The 19,596-nt window shown below is 51.8% G+C and carries 19 protein-coding genes; 8 read left to right on the top strand and 11 right to left on the bottom strand.

Annotated features, from left to right (window positions below):
• The first annotated feature begins 375 nt into the window (after positions 1-375).
• Positions 376-1,827, top strand: coding sequence for a phosphoethanolamine transferase (locus A7098_RS07825; RefSeq protein WP_301005540.1), 1,452 nt, complete (start codon positions 376-378; stop codon positions 1,825-1,827).
• Positions 1,820-2,038, top strand: coding sequence for a hypothetical protein (locus tag A7098_RS24185; protein WP_301005541.1), 219 nt, complete (start codon positions 1,820-1,822; stop codon positions 2,036-2,038). The genes A7098_RS07825 and A7098_RS24185 overlap by 8 nt, the downstream gene beginning before the upstream one ends.
• A gap of 219 nt (positions 2,039-2,257) precedes the next feature.
• On the opposite strand, the gene A7098_RS07830 is transcribed toward A7098_RS24185, so the two are convergent.
• From A7098_RS07830 to A7098_RS07840, 3 genes are read right to left on the bottom strand one after another with little or no spacing between them, the layout of a single operon-like run.
• On the bottom strand, positions 2,258-3,214 hold the full coding sequence (locus tag A7098_RS07830; protein WP_000045485.1) for a YbhN family protein: 957 nt from the start codon (positions 3,212-3,214) through the stop codon (positions 2,258-2,260).
• A complete protein-coding gene (gene clsB, locus A7098_RS07835) occupies positions 3,214-4,455 on the bottom strand; it encodes a cardiolipin synthase ClsB (protein ID WP_105280597.1) in 1,242 nt (413 codons plus the stop codon). Before clsB ends, A7098_RS07830 begins: the two co-directional genes overlap by 1 nt.
• Positions 4,452-5,213 (bottom strand): endonuclease/exonuclease/phosphatase family protein, encoded by a 762-nt coding sequence (locus A7098_RS07840; protein ID WP_001113359.1) that lies wholly within the window; start codon positions 5,211-5,213, stop codon positions 4,452-4,454. The genes clsB and A7098_RS07840 overlap by 4 nt, the downstream gene beginning before the upstream one ends.
• Positions 5,214-5,345: 132 nt before the next feature.
• On the opposite strand from A7098_RS07840, the gene A7098_RS07845 reads away from it, so the two are divergent.
• Positions 5,346-5,756: a YbhQ family protein gene (locus A7098_RS07845; RefSeq protein ID WP_105280598.1), complete on the top strand. Its 411-nt coding sequence runs from the start codon at positions 5,346-5,348 to the stop codon at positions 5,754-5,756.
• On the opposite strand, the gene A7098_RS07850 is transcribed toward A7098_RS07845, so the two are convergent.
• From A7098_RS07850 to cecR, 5 genes are read right to left on the bottom strand one after another with little or no spacing between them, the layout of a single operon-like run.
• Entirely contained in the window at positions 5,718-6,824 is a 1,107-nt protein-coding gene (locus A7098_RS07850) for an ABC transporter permease (RefSeq protein WP_000469029.1), read from the bottom strand. The two genes, A7098_RS07845 and A7098_RS07850, sit on opposite strands and share 39 nt — an antisense overlap.
• A gap of 10 nt (positions 6,825-6,834) precedes the next feature.
• Entirely contained in the window at positions 6,835-7,968 is a 1,134-nt protein-coding gene (locus tag A7098_RS07855) for an ABC transporter permease (RefSeq protein ID WP_000070112.1), read from the bottom strand.
• Positions 7,961-9,697 carry an ATP-binding cassette domain-containing protein gene (locus A7098_RS07860; protein ID WP_105280599.1) on the bottom strand — a complete coding sequence of 579 codons (1,737 nt, stop codon included), beginning with the start codon at positions 9,695-9,697 and terminating at the stop codon, positions 7,961-7,963. Before A7098_RS07860 ends, A7098_RS07855 begins: the two co-directional genes overlap by 8 nt.
• Positions 9,690-10,685: a secretion protein HlyD gene (hlyD, locus tag A7098_RS07865; RefSeq protein WP_123000241.1), complete on the bottom strand. Its 996-nt coding sequence runs from the start codon at positions 10,683-10,685 to the stop codon at positions 9,690-9,692. The genes A7098_RS07860 and hlyD overlap by 8 nt, the downstream gene beginning before the upstream one ends.
• A gap of 2 nt (positions 10,686-10,687) precedes the next feature.
• Positions 10,688-11,359 (bottom strand): DNA-binding transcriptional regulator CecR, encoded by a 672-nt coding sequence (gene cecR / locus A7098_RS07870; RefSeq protein WP_105280600.1) that lies wholly within the window; start codon positions 11,357-11,359, stop codon positions 10,688-10,690.
• Positions 11,360-11,587: 228 nt separating this feature from the next.
• On the opposite strand from cecR, the gene rhlE reads away from it, so the two are divergent.
• From rhlE to ybiE, 5 genes are all read left to right on the top strand, one after another.
• The gene (rhlE, locus tag A7098_RS07875) at positions 11,588-12,952 is read left to right on the top strand and encodes an ATP-dependent RNA helicase RhlE (protein WP_105280601.1); all 1,365 of its coding nucleotides are present in this window, start codon (positions 11,588-11,590) and stop codon (positions 12,950-12,952) included.
• Positions 12,953-13,265: 313 nt separating this feature from the next.
• Positions 13,266-15,416: an ATP-dependent DNA helicase DinG gene (gene dinG, locus A7098_RS07885; protein WP_105280602.1), complete on the top strand. Its 2,151-nt coding sequence runs from the start codon at positions 13,266-13,268 to the stop codon at positions 15,414-15,416.
• Between the two features lie 27 nt (positions 15,417-15,443).
• Positions 15,444-16,406 (top strand): DNA-binding protein YbiB, encoded by a 963-nt coding sequence (gene ybiB / locus A7098_RS07890; RefSeq protein ID WP_000386505.1) that lies wholly within the window; start codon positions 15,444-15,446, stop codon positions 16,404-16,406.
• Positions 16,407-16,546: 140 nt separating this feature from the next.
• Positions 16,547-17,632, top strand: coding sequence for a malate/lactate/ureidoglycolate dehydrogenase (locus A7098_RS07895; RefSeq protein WP_105280603.1), 1,086 nt, complete (start codon positions 16,547-16,549; stop codon positions 17,630-17,632).
• A 65-nt stretch (positions 17,633-17,697) separates the two neighbouring features.
• Positions 17,698-17,757, top strand: coding sequence for a protein YbiE (gene ybiE / locus A7098_RS24190; protein ID WP_211180490.1), 60 nt, complete (start codon positions 17,698-17,700; stop codon positions 17,755-17,757).
• Positions 17,758-17,859: 102 nt separating this feature from the next.
• Here the strand turns inward: ybiE and ybiJ are convergent, their stop codons facing one another.
• The 3 genes from ybiJ to ybiX form a co-directional block, all read right to left on the bottom strand.
• Positions 17,860-18,120 carry a DUF1471 family protein YbiJ gene (gene ybiJ / locus A7098_RS07900; protein WP_000849301.1) on the bottom strand — a complete coding sequence of 87 codons (261 nt, stop codon included), beginning with the start codon at positions 18,118-18,120 and terminating at the stop codon, positions 17,860-17,862.
• A 263-nt stretch (positions 18,121-18,383) separates the two neighbouring features.
• Positions 18,384-18,650 (bottom strand): C4-type zinc finger protein YbiI, encoded by a 267-nt coding sequence (ybiI, locus tag A7098_RS07905; RefSeq protein WP_105280604.1) that lies wholly within the window; start codon positions 18,648-18,650, stop codon positions 18,384-18,386.
• Between the two features lie 73 nt (positions 18,651-18,723).
• Complete coding sequence (gene ybiX / locus A7098_RS07910; protein ID WP_105280605.1) at positions 18,724-19,401, bottom strand: PKHD-type hydroxylase YbiX; 678 nt, start codon at positions 19,399-19,401, stop codon at positions 18,724-18,726.
• Positions 19,402-19,596: the final 195 nt, after the last annotated feature.

Here is a 19,596-nt window from a genome sequence, read left to right on the forward strand (position 1 = left end):
AAAGGTTTTTTTTCTGGACTTCATCACCTTTTCCTTTATGTTGCGGCGTTTTTTTGGAAACCGCCGTTAAACGCATTTCTTATAAAAATCCCGGAACGACACCGGGATTTTTTATCTATTCGATAATAAGTATATATTTAAAAAATAGACATAAAGATATAATTCACATCGATTATATCTACGCATATGATGCATTTTTATAAATCTGGTATACCTAAAAGAAAATAGAGTACAATCCTACGGTTTTATTAATGGCTGGCGATATTCATCTGTTAAATAAATGCTTGCGGGTAAAAATCAATCATCTGCTGATAATATATTTCAATGGGATTAATTTTTAAATATATATTCATATAATAAATGGATCAGGGTTCTATGTCTTTCGTATTACCATCGATAACGGCTTATCCACGGCAGTCAAAAAAATACATTTTCATCGCATTGCTACTTGTGTCTGTATTACTCCAGCTTTGGCCTGTTTATTTTTTACAGCCATTGAGAGTTATCCTGCGCGTCGGTATCTGCAACTTGCTAATCATCCTGTGTTTGACAGGGTGTTATCGATTATTTGTTGGGAAAATAGTGGCATTGAGTGTGTCACTATTATTGACCATTAATTTTATGGTCGCGCTTTGTACATGGCAAATTTATCAAAGTGAATTTAATATTATCTTTGCAATGAGTATCATGGAAACCCACTGGTCTGAAGTGAAAGCAATGTCGGGGTTATATCTATCCTGGATGCCAGTATGTGTTGTTTATTTCTTGCTGACTTATTTTTCTATACCCATGGGCGTTAAGTGTGTGTCTACTAAGGTTCAATGTGCATCACTGGTGATACTATTAATATTTATCTCATGGTTTAGTTACAATCAATGGAGTAAACAGAAAAAAGATGGTCTTGGAGGATACTCTCCATTAAGCTCCAGGGTGTTAAGATTTACACCATTTTATACCGCTGCCGATTTTATTATTGCTTATCGAGATATTTCTTTTGCCAGAGAAATAAAACAAATTGATGTGGATTTACCGGGATTGATAGCTAAAGAAACGGATATTGAAAATTATGTTATTATCGTAGGGGAGTCTGTACGGCGCAGTAATATGAGTTTGTATGGCTTTGGTATCAATACCACGCCTGTACAAAATGAGATTGGACCACAGGCGCTTATCTTTGATAATGCAGTTTCTCCAGCGGCGGCAACAGTAACTTCTGTTCCGATGATCCTCAGTAAAGCGACAACAGAAAGTTTTACCACTGCGGACTTATCAAATAATGTTATTGCCGTAGCTAATAAAGTGGGGTATCAGACTACCTGGTTAAGTACCGTGGGTATGTCCGGGAAGCATAATAACTATATTACGCTCATTGGTCGTTCCAGTAATAATACACATTGGGTAAGCGAGGGATACGATGATAGCCTTCTGCCGTTGTTGGATGAAGCATTAAAAGTCAAGGGTAAGAAATTAATAATGCTACATGGTAATGGTAGCCATGAAATTGCCTGTACACGCTACCCTGAATGGGCAGATAAAATTAAAACTGGGGATAAATACGAGGATTGCTACAACAACTCCATACGATTTACCGATTACATCATTGGTGAAATCATGAAAAGACTGGAGGGAAGTAAATCCTCATTACTCTATTTTTCTGACCATGGTCTGGAGAAAAATCCCAATATTCCATCGTATTATATGCACGCCGCAGATACTCCCAGTAAAGAAGCCTACGATGTACCGCAATTTATCTGGTATAGCCAGGCTGCTATCGCCAGTCAACCGCGTAAACTTGGACACATTCAAGAATGTTTATTCATTGCTTAATAACTATGCGATGATTCTTGACTGGCTGGGCATCTCTACCCACGAAGAGCATTGCAATTCGCCATTATCTCAGTGTTATCGTCCGCACTCCTCTATTCCAGTAACTGATGGCACCCGAGCTAAAATATATGAATATAAAGATCTGCGAGACACCTTTACATCACCGAAGAAAAAGGTTTCTTATCGCGAAGCCAGTCCGAATCCGCTGTAATTTTATGCTGAGAGGACATCGCCAGATGTCCCCTGATGATTATTAAGGAAACAACAAACATTACTCTGGCGTAAAACATACTTTGTTAAAGGGCTGTAGCGTATCAGAATGCAGGAAAGCATTAGTTGTGTAGGGCGGGTAAGGCGTTCACGCCGCATCCGCCATGAACAAATAGCACGTTGCTAACAATCTGCACAAACCAAAGAACTTAACTAAACATCACATCGCCGCTTCATTTTTCGCCCGTAGCTTCTTCGCCTGGCTTTCCAGCAACAGGTAACAGATCAGCGCCAGCAGCAGCGGGATAAAGTAGTACAGGACACGGTAAGCGAGTAGGGCGGCGATAATCGTTCCTTTGGATGTATGTTCCCCTGCCAGTAGCGCGATAAACACCGCTTCCAGCACACCAATCCCCGCCGGAATATGCACGATGACACCAGCAATACTACTAACCAGCAACACGCCCAGTACAAAGAAATAGTTCACGCTTTGACCAAGCAATAGCCAGATAATCGCTCCCATTACCATCCAGTTGACGCTGGAAATCAGCATCTGGGCAAGGGCGAATTTCCATGAAGGTAGCACCAGCTTTTGCCCCTTGATGGTCATATGGCGGTGTTTAGCGAAGGCGCAAAACCATAAATAGACTGCAATTATCAGCAGCAAACCAATGCCGAGAATACGCAGCGTGGTTTGATCGATATACCAGTGATCCGGCAGTTCCACCACGCCCACGGTAAAAATAATCCCGGCCAGCAAAATATAGCCCAGCCAGTTGGTGGTAATACTCAGCGAGAAAATCCGTGTAATAGTGCTACCCGGTAATCCCAGGCGGGAGTAAAGACGATAGCGCATACCAATGCCGCCAACCCAGGTACTAAGCGTCAGGTTGAAGGCGTAGCAGATAAACGACACCAGCATCACCTGACGTTTCGCCAGTTTATGACCGCAGTAAGAGCGAGCGAGCAGGTCATAGCAGCCGTAAATCAGATAGCTGACGACCACCAGCCCGACCGCACTGAGCAGCGCAACGCGATTGTAGTCACGGATGACCTTCCAGACCTCTTCCCAGTCCACCTTTTTGGCGTAGACCACCAGCAACACAATCACCGCGATAAAAAACAGCCAGGTGAGGATCTTCTTTACTAAGCGCCAGCGCGGGTGTGATTTACTCATCAGGGTTCCACCCCCGTATTTTCAGTTTCTACCCGATCCTGAGTTTCCATTGCCGGCTGCGCGGGCGGATCAACTTGCGCCAGACGTGGCGTATGCGCCGGAAGCCAGCCCACCAGCGCCGGGAAATGGCGTAGAAAGTGGAATGCCAGCACGCTTTTAGTCAGGTTCCACCAGGTGCGTTTTGGCAGCATGGTTTCATCTACCTGCTGGCAGTCAGCGGCGATGATGCCATTCAGATTGTCGCGTAGCGTCTGGTTAAAATGACGATCGTGGATGATGACATTTGCTTCGAGATTCAGTGACAAACTGAGCGGATCGAGATTACTGGACCCTACTGTCGCCCAGTGATCGTCCATTAACGCCACTTTGCCGTGGAGCGGGCGGCGGCGGTACTCAAAAACCTGAACGCCGCCTTTAACCAGATAGTTATACAGCAAACGCGCACCGACTCTGACAATCGGCATATCCGGTTCGCCCTGAATGATCAGTTTGATCCGCACCCCGCGCCGTGCCGCTTTACGCAAGGCGTGTAAAAATCGATAGCCGGGGAAGAAGTAGGCGTTGGCGATAATCACTTCCCGCCGCGCCTGAGTGAGCATTTTCAGATAGTGACGTTCGATATCATCGCGATGTTCTTCGTTATCGCGCCAGACCAGCAATACCTGCGCTTCTCCCGGCTGGCGGTTCTCTTCCGCTTTGTGATGACGTCGCCACCAGCGTCGTGCCGCGCTCTGTCCTGGCAGGTTTTCCAGCTCAAACTGGAGAATATCTTCGACAATCGGCCCTTCGAGGCGTACCGCGTAATCCTGTTTAGCCTCTGGACCGTAGCTGGACATATGCTCGGCGGAGTAATTCAGCCCGCCAATAAAGGCGATACGTGCGTCGATCACCACAATTTTGCGATGCATCCGGCGAAACACATTGGTGCGCATACCGAACAGGCGAGGGCGGGGATCGTAATAACGAAACACTACGCCAGCCGCCGTCAGTTCATTGACAAACTCATCGCTGAGATCCGGCGAACCGTAGCCATCCAGCAAGACTTCCGCTTTAACCCCGCGTCGTGCAGCCTCCAGCAATGCTGCGTGTAATTGTTTACCGACGTCATCCTCGAACCAGATAAACGTTTCAAGAATAATGCGTTCTTGCGCCTCACAAATCGCTTTAAATACAGCGGGATAATATTGCTCGCCGTTCTCCAGCAACTGGATCTTATTGCCTTCGCGCCAGCTACATTTCATAAATGAATCTCCGCACTTAAAGGGGCATGATCAGAAAGGTGTCGCCATGTCCGCAGCGGCAACGCGGTTGGCGCGCTGGCGCTGGCATTTTTGACATAGATCCTGTCCAGACGTAGTAGAGGAAATTGCACTGGAAACGTGCGCGCCGGGCGTCCGTGGGCGCGGGTAAATATCTCATCCAACCCGGCCTGTACTTTTAAGGGATGATTGGCTTTTTGCCGCCAGTCGTTGAAATCACCCGCCACTAAAACGGGTTCGTCGGGCGGAAGCTGGTTCACCCATTCGGCGAGCATCGCAAGCTGCGCCTGACGGTGCGCCTCACGCAGGCCAAGATGCACGCACATCACATGAATCGCTTTCCCGGTCACCGGTGGCACAATGCGGCAATACAGTACGCCACGTTTTTCCGCTCCATCGACAGAAACATCACGATTTTCATAATGTTCAATGGGATAGCGTGACAGCACCGCGTTACCGTGATGCCCTTCTGGATACACAGCATTGCGGCCGTAGGCAAAATCGCTCCACATGGTGTCGGCGAGAAACTCGTAGTGCGAGGTATCGGGCCAGTTTTCCACATGCAGCGGATGAACTTCGTGCGCGCCCATCACTTCCTGCAGGCAAACAATATCGGCGCTGACGGTGCGCACGGCGTCGCGAAGTTCCGGCAAAATGAAGCGTCGGTTAAACGCGGTAAAGCCTTTGTGAATATTGATGGTGAGTACCTTGAACGAAAATTGTTGTGTTTGATCGGGCATAATTTTCCTGTCTTTGCCTCTTATCTCATTGAAATAGTGTAGTCGGCGTCACAAAAAGGTGCGGTCTTACGGAATTTTCCGTAAAGTTCGGTACTCTGAGTTAGTAGAGATAAATTCTTCAGGAGAGAAGCCATGAAGTGGCAACAACGTGTTCGTGTCGCAACTGGCCTAAGTTGCTGGCAGATTATGTTGCATTTACTGGTAGTGGCGCTGCTGGTGGTGGGCTGGATGAGTAAAACTCTGGTTCACGTCGGCGTGGGATTGTGCGTGCTGTATTGCGTAACGATAGTGATGATGCTGGTGTTTCAGCGCCACCCCGAACAACGCTGGCGCGAGGTGGCAGACGTACTGGAAGAGCTGACCACCACCTGGTATTTTGGCGCGGCGCTGATTGTGCTGTGGCTGTTGTCCCGCGTACTGGAAAACAACTATTTGCTGACAATTGCAGGGCTGGCGATCCTTGCCGGCCCGGCGGTGGTGTCGTTACTGGCGAAAGATAAAAAGTTACATCACCTTGCGTCTAAACATCGCGTACGCCGCTGACCCTGTCGTGGCCGTTATCACCAGTAGCGGCCACAAACTGTTCCACACAATATCCAGACTCGCATCCTTCAAATAAATCTGCTTGGTAATGTCCGTAAAGTGGCGGATAGGGTTAATCCACGTCAGGTTTTGCAGCCATACCGGCATGTTCTCCACCGGTGAAACGTAACCGGAAAGTAGAATGGCGGGCATCATAAAGACGAATACGCCGATAAACGCCTGCTGTTGCGTTGCACAGAGTGATGAAATCAGCAGACCGAATCCCACCAGTGACAAACCGTAAATCACCATCGTAAAGTAGAACAGCGCCAGCGATCCGGCGAAGGGGATTTGATACGCCCAGATACCAATCGCCAGCACAATGGTGGCCTGAAACGTGGCGACAATTAACGCCGGTACGGCTTTACCGATGAATATCTGCCAGGTGGTGAGGGGCGAAACCAGTAGCTGATCGAGCGTTCCCTGTTCGCGTTCGCGGGCGACAGAAAGTGAAGTGACGATCATCACGCCGATAGTGGTGATCATGGCGATCAGTGATGGCACCACAAACCATTTGTAGTCGAGATTTGGATTATACCAGTTGCGTACCACCAGTTCGCTGTTGTTTGGTTTCGGTTTTCCTTCCAGCAGCTCCTGCTGATAGTTTTTGACGATCTGTTGCAGGTAGTTGGCGGCGATTTGCGCACTGTTGGAGTTACGCCCGTCGAGAATTAACTGCAACGGTGCGGTCTGGAAAGTATCCAGTTTGCGTGAGAAGTCAGCCGGGAAACGCACCAGCAGTAGCGCCTTTTGCGTATCGATAGTTGGGCGGATCTCCTGCGGACTTTTCAACAGCAGCACATGGGTAAAGGCGCTGGCGCGGGCAAAACGCTGGGTCAGCTCCACCGAATGCTCGCCGTTATCTTCATCGTAGATGGCGATGGTGGCGTTGGTCACTTCCAGCGTGGCGGCAAACGGGAACAGGATCACCTGAATAAGCACGGGTAAAATCAGAATCGCTCGCGTCTGCGGTTCGCGCAGCAGCGACTGCAATTCTTTGCGGATTAACGTCCATAAGCGATGAAACATGCTCTTCTCCCTAATCCAGCCGACGTTTGGTTTTCAGCCACGTCAGGCCGATAAACATTACCGCCGAAGCGATCAAAAACAGCACATTCACTACCAGCACCACCGGAATATTCCCGGCGAGGAACAGGCTTTGCAGGGTGCTGACGAAATAACGTGCGGGAATAATGTACGTCACCGCGCGGATCACTGCGGGCATACTGTCTATCTGAAATATAAAGCCGGAAAGCATAATCGACGGCAGGAAAGCGGCGTTCAGTGCCACCTGAGCGGCGTTGAACTGGTTGCGGGTAATCGTAGAAATCAGCAGCCCCATCCCCAGCGTACTGAGTAAAAACAGACTGGTGATAAAAAACAGGATCAGCAGCGAACCGCGATAGGGTACGCCGAGAATAAACACCGACACCAACATACAGAGCAGCATCGCCAGCATACCGAGGAAATAATAGGGGATCAGCTTACACAGCAGCAGTTCCGTGCGGGTAATCTCCGTAGAGAGCAAAGCCTCCATAGTGCCGCGCTCCCACTCCCGCGCCACCACCAGCGAGGTGAGGATCGCGCCGATGACCGTCATGATAATGGTTACCGCACCGGGGATAATAAAGTGCTGGCTTATCGCCGCCGGGTTAAACCAGTAGCGTGTCTGGACGTCGATAAGCGGTTCAAAGGTCTGCCCGTTGTCCTCTGCCCGCTGCATTTGCCAGATCTGCCAGATCCCTTCGACATACCCCTGCACAAAGTTAGCGGTATTCGGCTCACTGCCGTCGGTGATCACCTGAATCGGCGCGGTGGCGTTGGCGCGCTCCATCTGTTCGGCGAAATCCACGGGAATCACCACCAGACCACGAATTTTCCCCGCCTGCATTTTGGCGATCAGTTCCTGACGGTTATCGCTGATGGTGGCGTCAATATAGGGCGAGCCGGTCATAGTGTGGGTGAAATCCAGCGCCGCTTCGCTACGCTGCTCCAGCAAAATCCCGACGCGCAGCTTGCTGGAGTCGAGGTTAATGCCGTAACCAAAAATAAACAGCAGCAACAGCGGGATCACCACCGCAATCAGCCAGCTACTTGGATCGCGAATGATCTGCCGCGTCTCTTTGACGCACAGCGCCCGCACGCGACGCCAGGAAAGGATCGGATTACTCATTGCCATGCTCCTTATCCCAGTCGTGGATCAATTGAATAAAGGCTTGCTCCATGGTGGGATCGGGTTGCTCATCGTTAGCCGACTGCGCTTTCAAATCGTCCGGTGTACCGCTGGCAATCAGCTTCCCGCGATATACCAGCCCGATGCGGTCGCAATATTCCGCTTCATCCATAAAGTGGGTGGTGACCATCACCGTGACGCCTTTCTCTACCATGCTGTTGATGTGCAGCCAAAATTCACGGCGGGTGAGGGGATCGACGCCAGAAGTTGGTTCATCGAGAAACAGAATGTCCGGTTCGTGCATTAACGAGCAGGCCAGCGCCAGCCGTTGTTTAAAACCTAATGGCAGTTCATCGGTCGCGTGGGAGGCGATACTTTTCAGGCCAAATGCCTCGCTCATACGGGAGATTTTTTCGTTCTGCGCCCGACCGCGTAAGCCATACACACCAGAGAAAAAGCGTAAATTCTGTTCGACCGTCAGGTTGCCGTAGAGCGAAAATTTTTGCGCCATATAGCCGAGATGCTGGCGCGCTTTACCGGAACTCTCTTTCAGATCCATGCCCAGCACCAGCGCCTGACCAGAGGTCGGCACCAGCAAACCGCACATCATCTTAAAGGTGGTCGATTTACCCGCGCCGTTTGGCCCCAGCAAACCAAAAATCTCCCCACGTTTAACGGCAAAGTTGACGTGATCGGTGGCGGCAAAATCACCAAATTTTTTGGTCAGCTCTTTCGCCTCGATCACTGTTTCGTCCGGTGTGCCTTCTACCGTATGTAATATTGCGCCCAGCGGCGATTCCGAGGTTCCGGCACCGCCGAGCAAATCAATAAACGCATCTTCAAAACGTGGTGTGGTTTCGTTGATGTTGATTTCCGGCATCCCGTCGGCATGGCGAATATCGTCTGGTGTGGCCTCTTTTTTGAGGATCAGGCGCACGGATTTCCCCTGAATCATGCCGTCGCTGACCTGCGGCAGTTTCAATGCCCGTTGCAGCAATTTGCGGTTGCCCTCGTGCGGGCTGGTCATCAGAAAACTGCGTCCGGCCATGGTTTGTGTCAGGGCTTTTGGTTCTCCCTGATACAGCAACTCGCCTTCGTTCATCAGCAACACGTCACGGCACTGCTCGGCTTCGTCGAGATACGAGGTGCTCCAGAGGATTAACATCCCTTCGCCCGCCAGCTCATGCACCATCTGCCACAGTTCGCGCCGTGAGATAGGGTCAACGCCGACGCCGGGTTCATCGAGCAGCAACACTTTCGGTTCGCCCACCAGGGTACAGGCCAGGCCGAGTTTTTGTTTCATCCCACCGGAGAGCTTGCCCGCCAGGCGTCCGGTAAACGGGCCAAGAGACGTAAACTCCAGCAGGCGAGCAAAAGTCTGTTTACGTGCTTCACCGGTGACGCTGCGTAAATCCGCGTACAAATTGAGGTTTTCCATCACCGTGAGATCTTCATACAGACCGAATTTCTGCGGCATATAGCCGAGCACCGCGTGCAGCGCAGCGTCGTTTTTGATCGGATCAAAACCGATAACTGTGGCCCTGCCGCTGTCAGGTTTCAGCAACCCGGCCAGCATCCGCATCAGCGTGGTTTTGCCCGCGCCGTCCGGCCCTACCAACCCCGTCACATAACCAGCGTGAATGGTGCAGTCGAGTGGCGCGACGGCGGGCTTATCCATGCCCGGAAAGCGTTTTTCCAGGCCGTTCAGCGTGATAACGGCATCATTCATGTCCTGCCTCGTCACCGAATTGCACCGTCACTGGCATTCCCTGGCGTAACGCATCATCGGCGTCGGTCACCACAATACGCAGGCGATAGACGAGGTCGGTACGCAGATCCGGCGTTTCGACGGTTTTCGGGGTAAATTCAGCGGTTGGTGAAACGAAACCAATCTGCCCGTGATAGGGCTTGTCCGGGCGACCATCGGTATAGAGCAGCACTTTGCGCCCCGGCTGGGCCTGGTCAAGATTACGTTCGTCAACATAGGCGCGCACCCACACCGGACGCGTCAGCGAGACGGTAAACACCGTGCCGCCTTCATTGAGTACCGTGCCTGGCTCTACTGCGCGGGTTAACAGCGTGCCATCAGACGGTGCTATCAACGTTGAGTCCTGTAAATTCAGCTCCGCCTGCGCCAGTTGCGCCTGCGCCTGTTCGAGGCTGGCTTTCGCCTGGGCGATGTCCTGTTCACGGTTACCGGAACGGTACTGACGTAATTTATCCTGTGCTGATTTCAGCGTTGCCTGCGCCTGGTCGCGCGAGGAGCGGGCATTTTCCAGGTCATTTGCCGAAATGGTGCGGCTTTTCCACAACCCTTGCTGACGGTTATAGAAGTTCTGCGCATAGTCATACGCGGCTTGCGCTTGTTTCACCGCTGCGGCGGCCTGAGCGATTTCTTCATCGCGATACCCGGCAAGCATCAGGTCGTACTGCGCCTGTGCCACCGAAACGCCTGCTTTCGCCTGCATCAGGGCAATCTCATACGGCTTATGATCCAGTTCGCCCAGAACCTGGCCCGCTTTGATCGCATCACCTTCGTCTACTGCCAGCGACTCAACACGACCACCGACACGGAAGCTTAGATTCACGGTGCGAATATCCACATTGCCATACAGCGTCAGGCCGTTATCCTGGCGGCTTTGATACCACCAGTAGCCTCCGGCAACCACGGCGGCAAGTACCACAACCACCAGTCCAATCACGACAGGTTTTTTCATCACTACAAACTCCTTTGCGATAATCCTTGCAAAATCAGGTCTATATGACAGGTCACCGTCTGGTTGATCAGTTCGGTCTTTTCTTCATCGAACGCGGTCCAGCCGGTACGTAACAGAATTGTTTCTTTGCCAAGACGGAACGCCAGAATCTCACCAATCAACGCATGGGTATGAAGGATCATGCGGGTATCGTTGGCGTCGCAGCCGGTCCAGGCGGCAATCAGGCGTGTCAGGTGGCTGTGTAGCGGGCTAATCACCTGTTCGTGCACCAGGTGATAGGCTGCCGTAGGAGAGAGCTGCTCACGGGAGATAAACTTACTGAGGTTGACGGTGTCATCCTGGGTGAGCAGCTTAATCATGTTCCTGCAGGCGTGAAGGATCAGTTCGCGGATGGCAGCCCGATCAGGCTGTGGTTGCGCGAACAAACGTTCGGCTTCTTCGGCGTGCGGACGGAACTGCTCGCCAATAAAATCGGCAATCCACTGGGCGCAGGCGAGATATAAATCTTCTTTCGAACCGAAGTAATAGGTAATAGCAGCGATATTCTGCCCGGCCAGGGCGGCGATATCGCGGGTGGTGGCGTTCATTCCATACTCACCAAACTGCGCCAGTGCAGCAGCAATCAGCTGCTTTTTCGCCTGTTCACCTTTGGTTGTCATGGCAGGACTATTCATAGCACAGCCCATTCTTAATCAAATGATTGATTAAGATTATGACTCATTTTTCGCGTTGTCCAGTATGGCTAAGAATTTGAGCAACGTCAGTCACAGGGATAATTTATGCGCTGCGTCACAAAAACTGCTACACTCCGCTCCCTCATGACATTGTGGTTTTTGTCATTTTCCTTTTCAGTATCTCCCTGAAAACTACACCGGTAACGGTCGGGGCGGTTCGGAGTAGTTATGTCTTTCGATTCTTTGGGTTTAAGCCCTGATATCCTGCGCGCCGTTGCCGAGCAAGGTTACCGTGAACCCACCCCTATTCAGCAGCAGGCGATCCCTGCGGTGCTGGAAGGTCGCGACCTGATGGCCAGTGCCCAGACCGGCACGGGCAAAACAGCGGGCTTTACGCTGCCGCTGTTGCAACACCTGATTTCCCGCGAGCCGCACGCCAAAGGGCGTCGTCCGGTGCGCGCGCTCATTCTTACCCCGACCCGTGAACTGGCGGCGCAGATTGGTGAAAACGTCCGTGATTACAGCAAATACCTGAACATTCGTTCGCTGGTGGTGTTTGGTGGCGTCAGCATTAACCCGCAGATGATGAAGCTGCGTGGCGGTGTTGATGTGCTGGTGGCAACGCCGGGGCGTTTGCTGGATCTGGAACACCAGAATGCGGTGAAGCTGGATCAGATAGAGATCCTCGTCCTTGATGAAGCTGACCGTATGCTCGATATGGGCTTTATCCACGATATTCGTCGTGTGTTAACAAAACTGCCCGCGAAGCGCCAGAACCTGCTGTTCTCCGCGACCTTCTCTGACGATATTAAAGCTCTGGCAGAAAAACTGCTGCATAACCCACTGGAAATTGAAGTGGCACGCCGCAATACCGCGTCTGATCAGGTGACACAACACGTTCACTTTGTCGATAAGAAACGCAAACGGGAATTGCTGTCACACATGATTGGTAAAGGCAACTGGCAGCAGGTGCTGGTGTTTACCCGTACCAAACATGGCGCTAACCATCTGGCTGAACAATTAAATAAAGATGGCATTCGCAGTGCGGCGATCCACGGCAATAAATCGCAAGGTGCGCGTACCCGTGCGCTGGCCGATTTTAAATCGGGCGATATTCGCGTGCTGGTGGCAACTGACATCGCCGCGCGTGGCCTGGATATCGAAGAGTTGCCACACGTCGTCAACTATGAGCTGCCAAACGTACCGGAAGATTATGTCCACCGTATCGGGCGTACTGGTCGTGCGGCGGCAACTGGCGAAGCATTGTCGCTGGTGTGTGTTGATGAACACAAACTGCTGCGTGATATCGAAAAACTGCTGAAAAAAGAGATCCCGCGCATTGCGATTCCGGGCTATGAGCCGGACCCGTCAATCAAAGCCGAACCGATCCAGAATGGTCGCCAGCAACGCAGTGGCGGCGGTCGTGGGCAAGGTGGTGGTCGCGGTCAACAGCAGCCACGCCGCGCTGAAGGTGGAGCGAAGTCTGGTAACGCGAAACCCGCAGAAAAACCATCTCGCCGCCTCGGCGATGCCAAACCAGCAGGCGAACAACAACGTCGCCGCCGTCCGCGTAAACCTGCCGCTGCGCAGTAATATTTTATGCCGGGCTATGCCCGGCAGCAGACTGATGACAAAGTCCCAAAAGTGCCTAGACAGTCCCCTCTCCCTAAAAGGCTGAGGGGGAAAACCGTACCTGTTTTTGGCTATTAAGCCAGTTTGTCAGCAATCTTATGCCGGGCTATGCCCGGCATAAGATTGCTGACAATGATGTTTCTCCCGATGCGGGAAATCCCCGCATCCGGAAAACGTTATTGCGAGCCGCTTTCCAGAAACAGAAAAACCATTACCCCTGAAAACCGAAAAATGCCACAATATTGGCTGTTTATACAGTATTTCAGGTTTTCTCATGGCATTAACCGCCGCGCTTAAAGCGCAAATTGCCGCCTGGTATAAGGCGCTTCAGGAACAGATCCCCGACTTTATTCCCCGTGCGCCGCAGCGGCAGATGATTGCGGACGTCGCCAAAACGCTGGCCGGAGAAGAAGGGCGGCATCTGGCGATTGAAGCCCCCACCGGCGTTGGGAAAACGCTCTCCTATTTGATTCCTGGCATCGCCATTGCCCGCGAAGAGCAAAAAACGCTGGTGGTCAGTACCGCCAACGTGGCATTGCAGGATCAGATTTACAGCAAAGATTTACCGCTGCTGAAAAAGATCATTCCCGATCTTAAATTCACTGCCGCTTTTGGGCGTGGGCGCTACGTTTGCCCGCGCAATCTGACGGCGCTCGCCAGCACTGAACCCACGCAACAGGATCTGCTCGCTTTTCTTGACGACGAACTGACGCCTAATAATCAGGAAGAGCAAAAACGCTGTGCAAAGCTGAAGGGCGATCTCGACACTTATAAATGGGATGGCCTGCGCGATCATACGGATATCGCTATTGATGACGATCTCTGGCGCCGTTTGAGTACCGACAAAGCCAGTTGCCTGAACCGCAACTGTTACTACTACCGCGAATGCCCGTTTTTTGTGGCTCGTCGGGAGATTCAGGAAGCGGAAGTGGTGGTGGCAAACCATGCGCTGGTGATGGCGGCGATGGAAAGCGAAGCGGTATTGCCAGACCCGAAAAACTTGCTGCTGGTGCTGGATGAAGGGCATCACCTGCCGGACGTGGCGCGGGATGCGCTGGAGATGAGCGCCGAAATCACCGCGCCCTGGTATCGGCTGCAACTTGACTTGTTCACGAAACTGGTCGCCACCTGCATGGAGCAGTTTCGCCCGAAGACGATCCCGCCGCTGGCAATCCCTGAACGTTTGAATGCGCATTGTGAAGAGTTGTATGAGCTTATCGCCTCTTTAAACAACATTCTCAATCTCTATATGCCTGCCGGGCAGGAGGCTGAGCACCGGTTTGCGATGGGCGAACTGCCTGATGAAGTGCTGGAGATCTGCCAGCGGCTGGCGAAACTGACAGAGATGTTGCGTGGTCTGGCAGAACTATTCCTTAACGATTTAAGCGAGAAAACCGGCAGCCATGACATTGTGCGCCTGCATCGGCTTATTTTGCAGATGAACCGCGCGCTGGGGATGTTTGAGGCGCAAAGCAAACTCTGGCGGCTGGCCTCGCTGGCGCAATCTTCCGGTGCGCCAGTGACCAAATGGGCGACGCGGGAAGAGCGTGACGGGCAGCTACATCTCTGGTTTCACTGCGTGGGGATCCGCGTCAGCGATCAGCTGGAAAGGCTGCTGTGGCGCAGCATTCCGCACATTATTGTCACTTCCGCGACCTTGCGTTCGTTGAACAGTTTTTCGCGTTTGCAGGAGATGAGCGGGCTGAAAGAAAAAGCGGGCGATCGCTTCGTGGCGCTGGATTCACCGTTCAACCACTGCGAGCAGGGCAAAATTGTTATTCCCCGGATGTGCGTTGAGCCTTCTATCGACAGCGAAGAGCAGCATATTGCCGAAATGGCCGCTTTTTTCCGTGAGCAGGTGGAGAGCAAAAAGCATCTCGGCATGTTGGTGCTGTTTGCCAGCGGACGGGCGATGCAGAGGTTTCTCGACTATGTGACGGATTTACGTCTGATGCTGTTAGTGCAGGGAGATCAGCCGCGCTACCGCTTAGTTGAACTGCATCGCAAACGCGTCGCTAACGGTGAACGCAGTGTACTGGTAGGTTTACAGTCATTTGCCGAAGGGCTTGATTTGAAAGGCGATCTGCTCAGCCAGGTGCATATCCATAAAATCGCCTTTCCGCCTATCGACAGTCCAGTGGTGATTACCGAAGGCGAATGGCTAAAAAGTCTTAACCGCTACCCGTTTGAGGTGCAAAGCCTGCCGAGTGCTTCGTTTAATCTGATTCAGCAGGTTGGGCGTCTTATTCGAAGCCACAGTTGCTGGGGCGAGGTGGTTATCTACGACAAACGCTTGTTGACCAAAAATTATGGCAAGCGACTACTGGACGCATTACCGGTATTTCCGATAGAGCAACCGGAAGTCCCTGAAGGTATAGTTAAAAAGAAAGAAAAAGCGAAATCCCCACGCCGTCGGCGGCGTTAATGATGTGAGTCAGGTAAGGAGTCGTAAATGGACTATCGCAAAATCATCAAAGAGATCGGGCGCGGAAAAAACCACGCGCGCGATCTGGATCAGGATACGGCGCGCGGTCTGTATGCCCATATGCTCAATGGCGAAGTGCCTGACCTTGAGTTGGGTGGTGTATTGATTGCACTGCGTATCAAAGGGGAAGGGGAAGCAGAGATGCTCGGCTTTTACGAAGCCATGCAAAATCACACCATCAAGCTAACGCCCCCCGCCGGCAAGCCGATGCCGATTGTCATCCCCAGTTACAACGGTGCGCGTAAACAGGCCAACCTGACACCGTTGCTGGCGATTCTGCTGCATAAACTCGGTTTTCCGGTGGTGGTTCACGGCGTGAGTGAAGATCCGACTCGCGTGCTGACCGAAACCATTTTTCAACTGATGGGGATTGCGCCAACGCTACATGCCGGACAAGCACAGGCGAAGCTTGACGAGCACCAGCCGGTATTTATGCCCGTAGGCGCGTTTTGCCCGCCGCTGGAAAAACAACTGGCAATGCGCTGGCGGATGGGCGTGCGTAACAGTGCGCATACCCTGGCGAAACTGGCGACACCGTTTGCCGAAGGTGAGGCACTGCGTCTTTCCAGCGTCTCGCATCCGGAATACATCGGGCGAGTCGCGAAATTCTTTAGCGATATTGGCGGACGGGCGCTGTTAATGCACGGCACCGAAGGCGAAGTCTATGCTAATCCGCAACGCTGCCCGCAAATAAATCTTATTGACCGCGAAGGGATGCGGGTGCTGTATGAAAAACAGGACACTGCTGGCAACGAGCTACTGCCACAAGCAAAAGACCCGGAAACCACGGCGAAGTGGATTGAGCGTTGCCTGGCAGGCAACGAACCAATTCCTGAGTCACTGAACATCCAGATGGCTTGCTGTCTGGCGGCGGCGGGCGAAGTGGCAACCATTAGCGATGGTCTGGCGCGCATTAAACAATCCTTTTAATTTCTTCCTCAGCCGGATGATGACTGTCATCCGGTCTTTACTCCACTGCACCATGAAAGTGCAGCATCTTTATTGACCTTCCCGTGTGCGGCGCGCAGCATAAAAAAACAACAGGCATATAACATAAACAGGAGTTAACCATGGAAAGTGGTCATCGCTTTGATGCCCGGACGCTGCACAACTTTGTCCTGACTGTGTTTCGTCAGATGGGTAGCGAGGAACAGGAAGCAAAATTAGTAGCAGATCATTTAATCGCAGCAAATCTGGCAGGACATGATTCACATGGTATTGGCATGATCCCGAATTATGTGCGTTCCTGGCAGCAGGGCTATTTGCAGATCAACCATCACGCCAAAATTGTCAAAGATGCGGGGGCTGTGGTCACGCTTGATGGCGATCGTGCATGTGGTCAGGTCGCTGCATATGAGGCCATGGCTCTGGGGATTGAAAAAGCACGTCACCACGGCATTGCTGCCGTGGCGCTGCGTAACTCACATCATATCGGGCGCATTGGTTATTGGGCGGAACAGTGCGCGGCGGCGGGTTTTGTCTCTATCCACTTTGTCAGTGTGGTAGGGAGTAAGGCTGTCGCGCCGTTCCGTGGTCGTGACAGTCGCTTTGGCACAAATCCGTTCTGCGTGGTCTTTCCCCGAAAAGATAATTTCCCGTTGTTGCTTGATTACGCCACCAGCACCATTGCGTTTGGTAAAGCGCGTGTGGCCTGGCATAAAGGCGTGCCTGTACCACCTGGTTGCCTGATCGACGTTAATGGCGTGCCAACGACCGATCCGGCAGTCATGCTGGAGTCACCGTTAGGAGCGTTGCTGGCCTTTGCTGAACATAAAGGTTATGCCCTGGCAGTGATGTGCGAAATTCTCAGTGGTGCACTTTCTGGCGGCAAAACTACTTATCAGGAAACATTGCAGCACAGCCCCGATGCCGGTTTTAACTGCATGACGAGCATTATCATTAACCCGGAGCTGTTCGGTGCGCCAGATTGTGCAACGCAGTCCGAAGCCTTTGCCGAGTGGGTGAAAGCCTCGCCGCATGATGACGATAAACCGATTTTGCTGCCGGGTGAGTGGGAAGTGAACACGCGTCGCGAACGGCAGGAGATGGGGATCCCGTTGGATGCCGGAAGCTGGCAGGCAATTTGCGACGCAGCGCGGCAGATTGGTATATCAGAAGAGACGTTGCAGGCTTTCTGCCAGCAATCAGTCAGCTAAAAAAAGCCCGTCCAGTGACGGACGGGCAAACAAGGGTAACATAGGATCAATGAGGGTTGGAGCACATGCGTCTGTCGGCAAACAGACAGGGAAATACTTGTGCTGGACGTAGCGTAAACGCCTGATCCGTCCAACGGTTCGGATTTTGTAGGCCTGATAAGACGCGGTAGCGTCGCATCAGGCATCTGTTGCCGGATGCGGCGTAAACGCCTTATCCGTCCTACGAATTACTTATAAATTACCGCTGTACCGCTTAATTTATTGTTGTTGGTGGCGGAAGTAATGCTGTATCCACTAGCACCGGCTGCTGCCGCTTTCTCAGCCAGTTTTGCTTCCAGGGCATCGAGGGTGGATGCGCCATCGGCAGAAACCACGCCGATTTTATTCATGTTCTGTGCCTGGGATGCCGTGACCGGTTCCGCCGCGAACACGCCAAATGACAGAGTTGAAAGAGCCATAGCAGCAACAACAGTATTGATAGTTTTCATAATTAATCTCTCGCAGGTGATTTTTGTATAAGTGACGTTGTTTCGTCGATGTGATGAGTATCACGTTTTTTACGAGAGATAAAATCGAAGAGAATTGACCGCCTTGTTCAAATAAATTGATTGATATCTAACATGCTGATAATCCATTCATTTATCGTATGTATGAACCAATTTTGTAACATGTGGCAGTTACGGCTACGTTAAAGGCACGGAATGCCACGCAAAATACAAATTATACACGCTAAACATCCCGCCAGTTGTAGTTAACGTAACTGGCTGTCTTTCGAACCTCTGCGATTATATCCTGTATAAGATGTTTTTTGTAAATCTTTCTCCTGCTGACAATGAATGCATAAGCGCACGCCAGGAATGGCTTCCCGACGGGCCTGCGGGATGGGGGCACCGCACTCTTCACATTCATACAGGCTTTCGCCACGCGGAATTTCACCCCTGGCGCGGGCAATCGCATCTTCAATTGTACTGTTGATCTGTTCGTTGACGGCGTCATCGTTAGCCCAACCGGATGCCATATCGTCCTCCCCATATCAATGCTTGTACTGTTAAGTGTAGCTAATCTAGGGATGAACCTGGGCAGTTCAAGCGTCAGATCTCCGACCATTCCCGCAGCAGATTATGATAAAGATTGAGTAGCGACAGGATCTCTTCTCCTTCGCCGTAGCGGCTTTTGAGTGACTGAATATTGTTGTCCAGTTCGAACAGCATGGCGCGCTTTTTATCATCGCGGATCATTGATTGTATCCACATAAATGATGCCACCCGTACGCCGTGCGTTACGGGGGTCACACAGTGCAGGCTGCTGGAGGGATACAACACCAGATCGCCAGCCGGGAGTTTTACCCGATGTTGCCCGAAGGTGTCATTGACGACCAGTTCGCCGCCTTCGTAACTTTGCGGATCGCTCAAAAATAGCGTGGCGGAAAGATCGGTGCGCATCCAGCCGTTTTGTGGATGACTGCGTACTGCGCCATCCACATGAAAACCATAGGTTTCATTGTTCCGATAGCGATTAAACAGCGGCGTGGAAATGGTACGCGGCAAGGCAGCGGCAAAGAACAAAGCATGTTGGTTAACCGCGTTCAGCACTTCATTTTGTAATGCGGCATATAACGCGCTGCGGGTATCTACCTGTCGATTATTCTTGACCTGCGCGCCTTGTGCACCGGTGGTGACGCGTCCATCAATCCATTCGGCTTGTTCCAGTTGTGCACGAAAGCGGGCGACGTCTTGTGGCGATAACACGCCGGGAATGTGGTACATCATATAAGTTCTCCAAAAAGTGGGGGCTGAGCATCACACCGATTGTTGACAGAGTGCACTTAACTCATGCCGGATGCGGCGTTAACGCCTTATTCGGCCTACTAAATCATGTAAATTCAATGCATTGCACGAATTTTGTAGGCCTGATAAGCGCAGCGCATCAGGCACTCCTGTTCTCGTCATCAATCTTAGTGAACC

The sequence above is a fragment of the Escherichia sp. MOD1-EC7011 genome (genome assembly GCF_002965005.1).
In the GTDB taxonomy this organism is placed as follows: domain Bacteria; phylum Pseudomonadota; class Gammaproteobacteria; order Enterobacterales; family Enterobacteriaceae; genus Escherichia; species Escherichia ruysiae.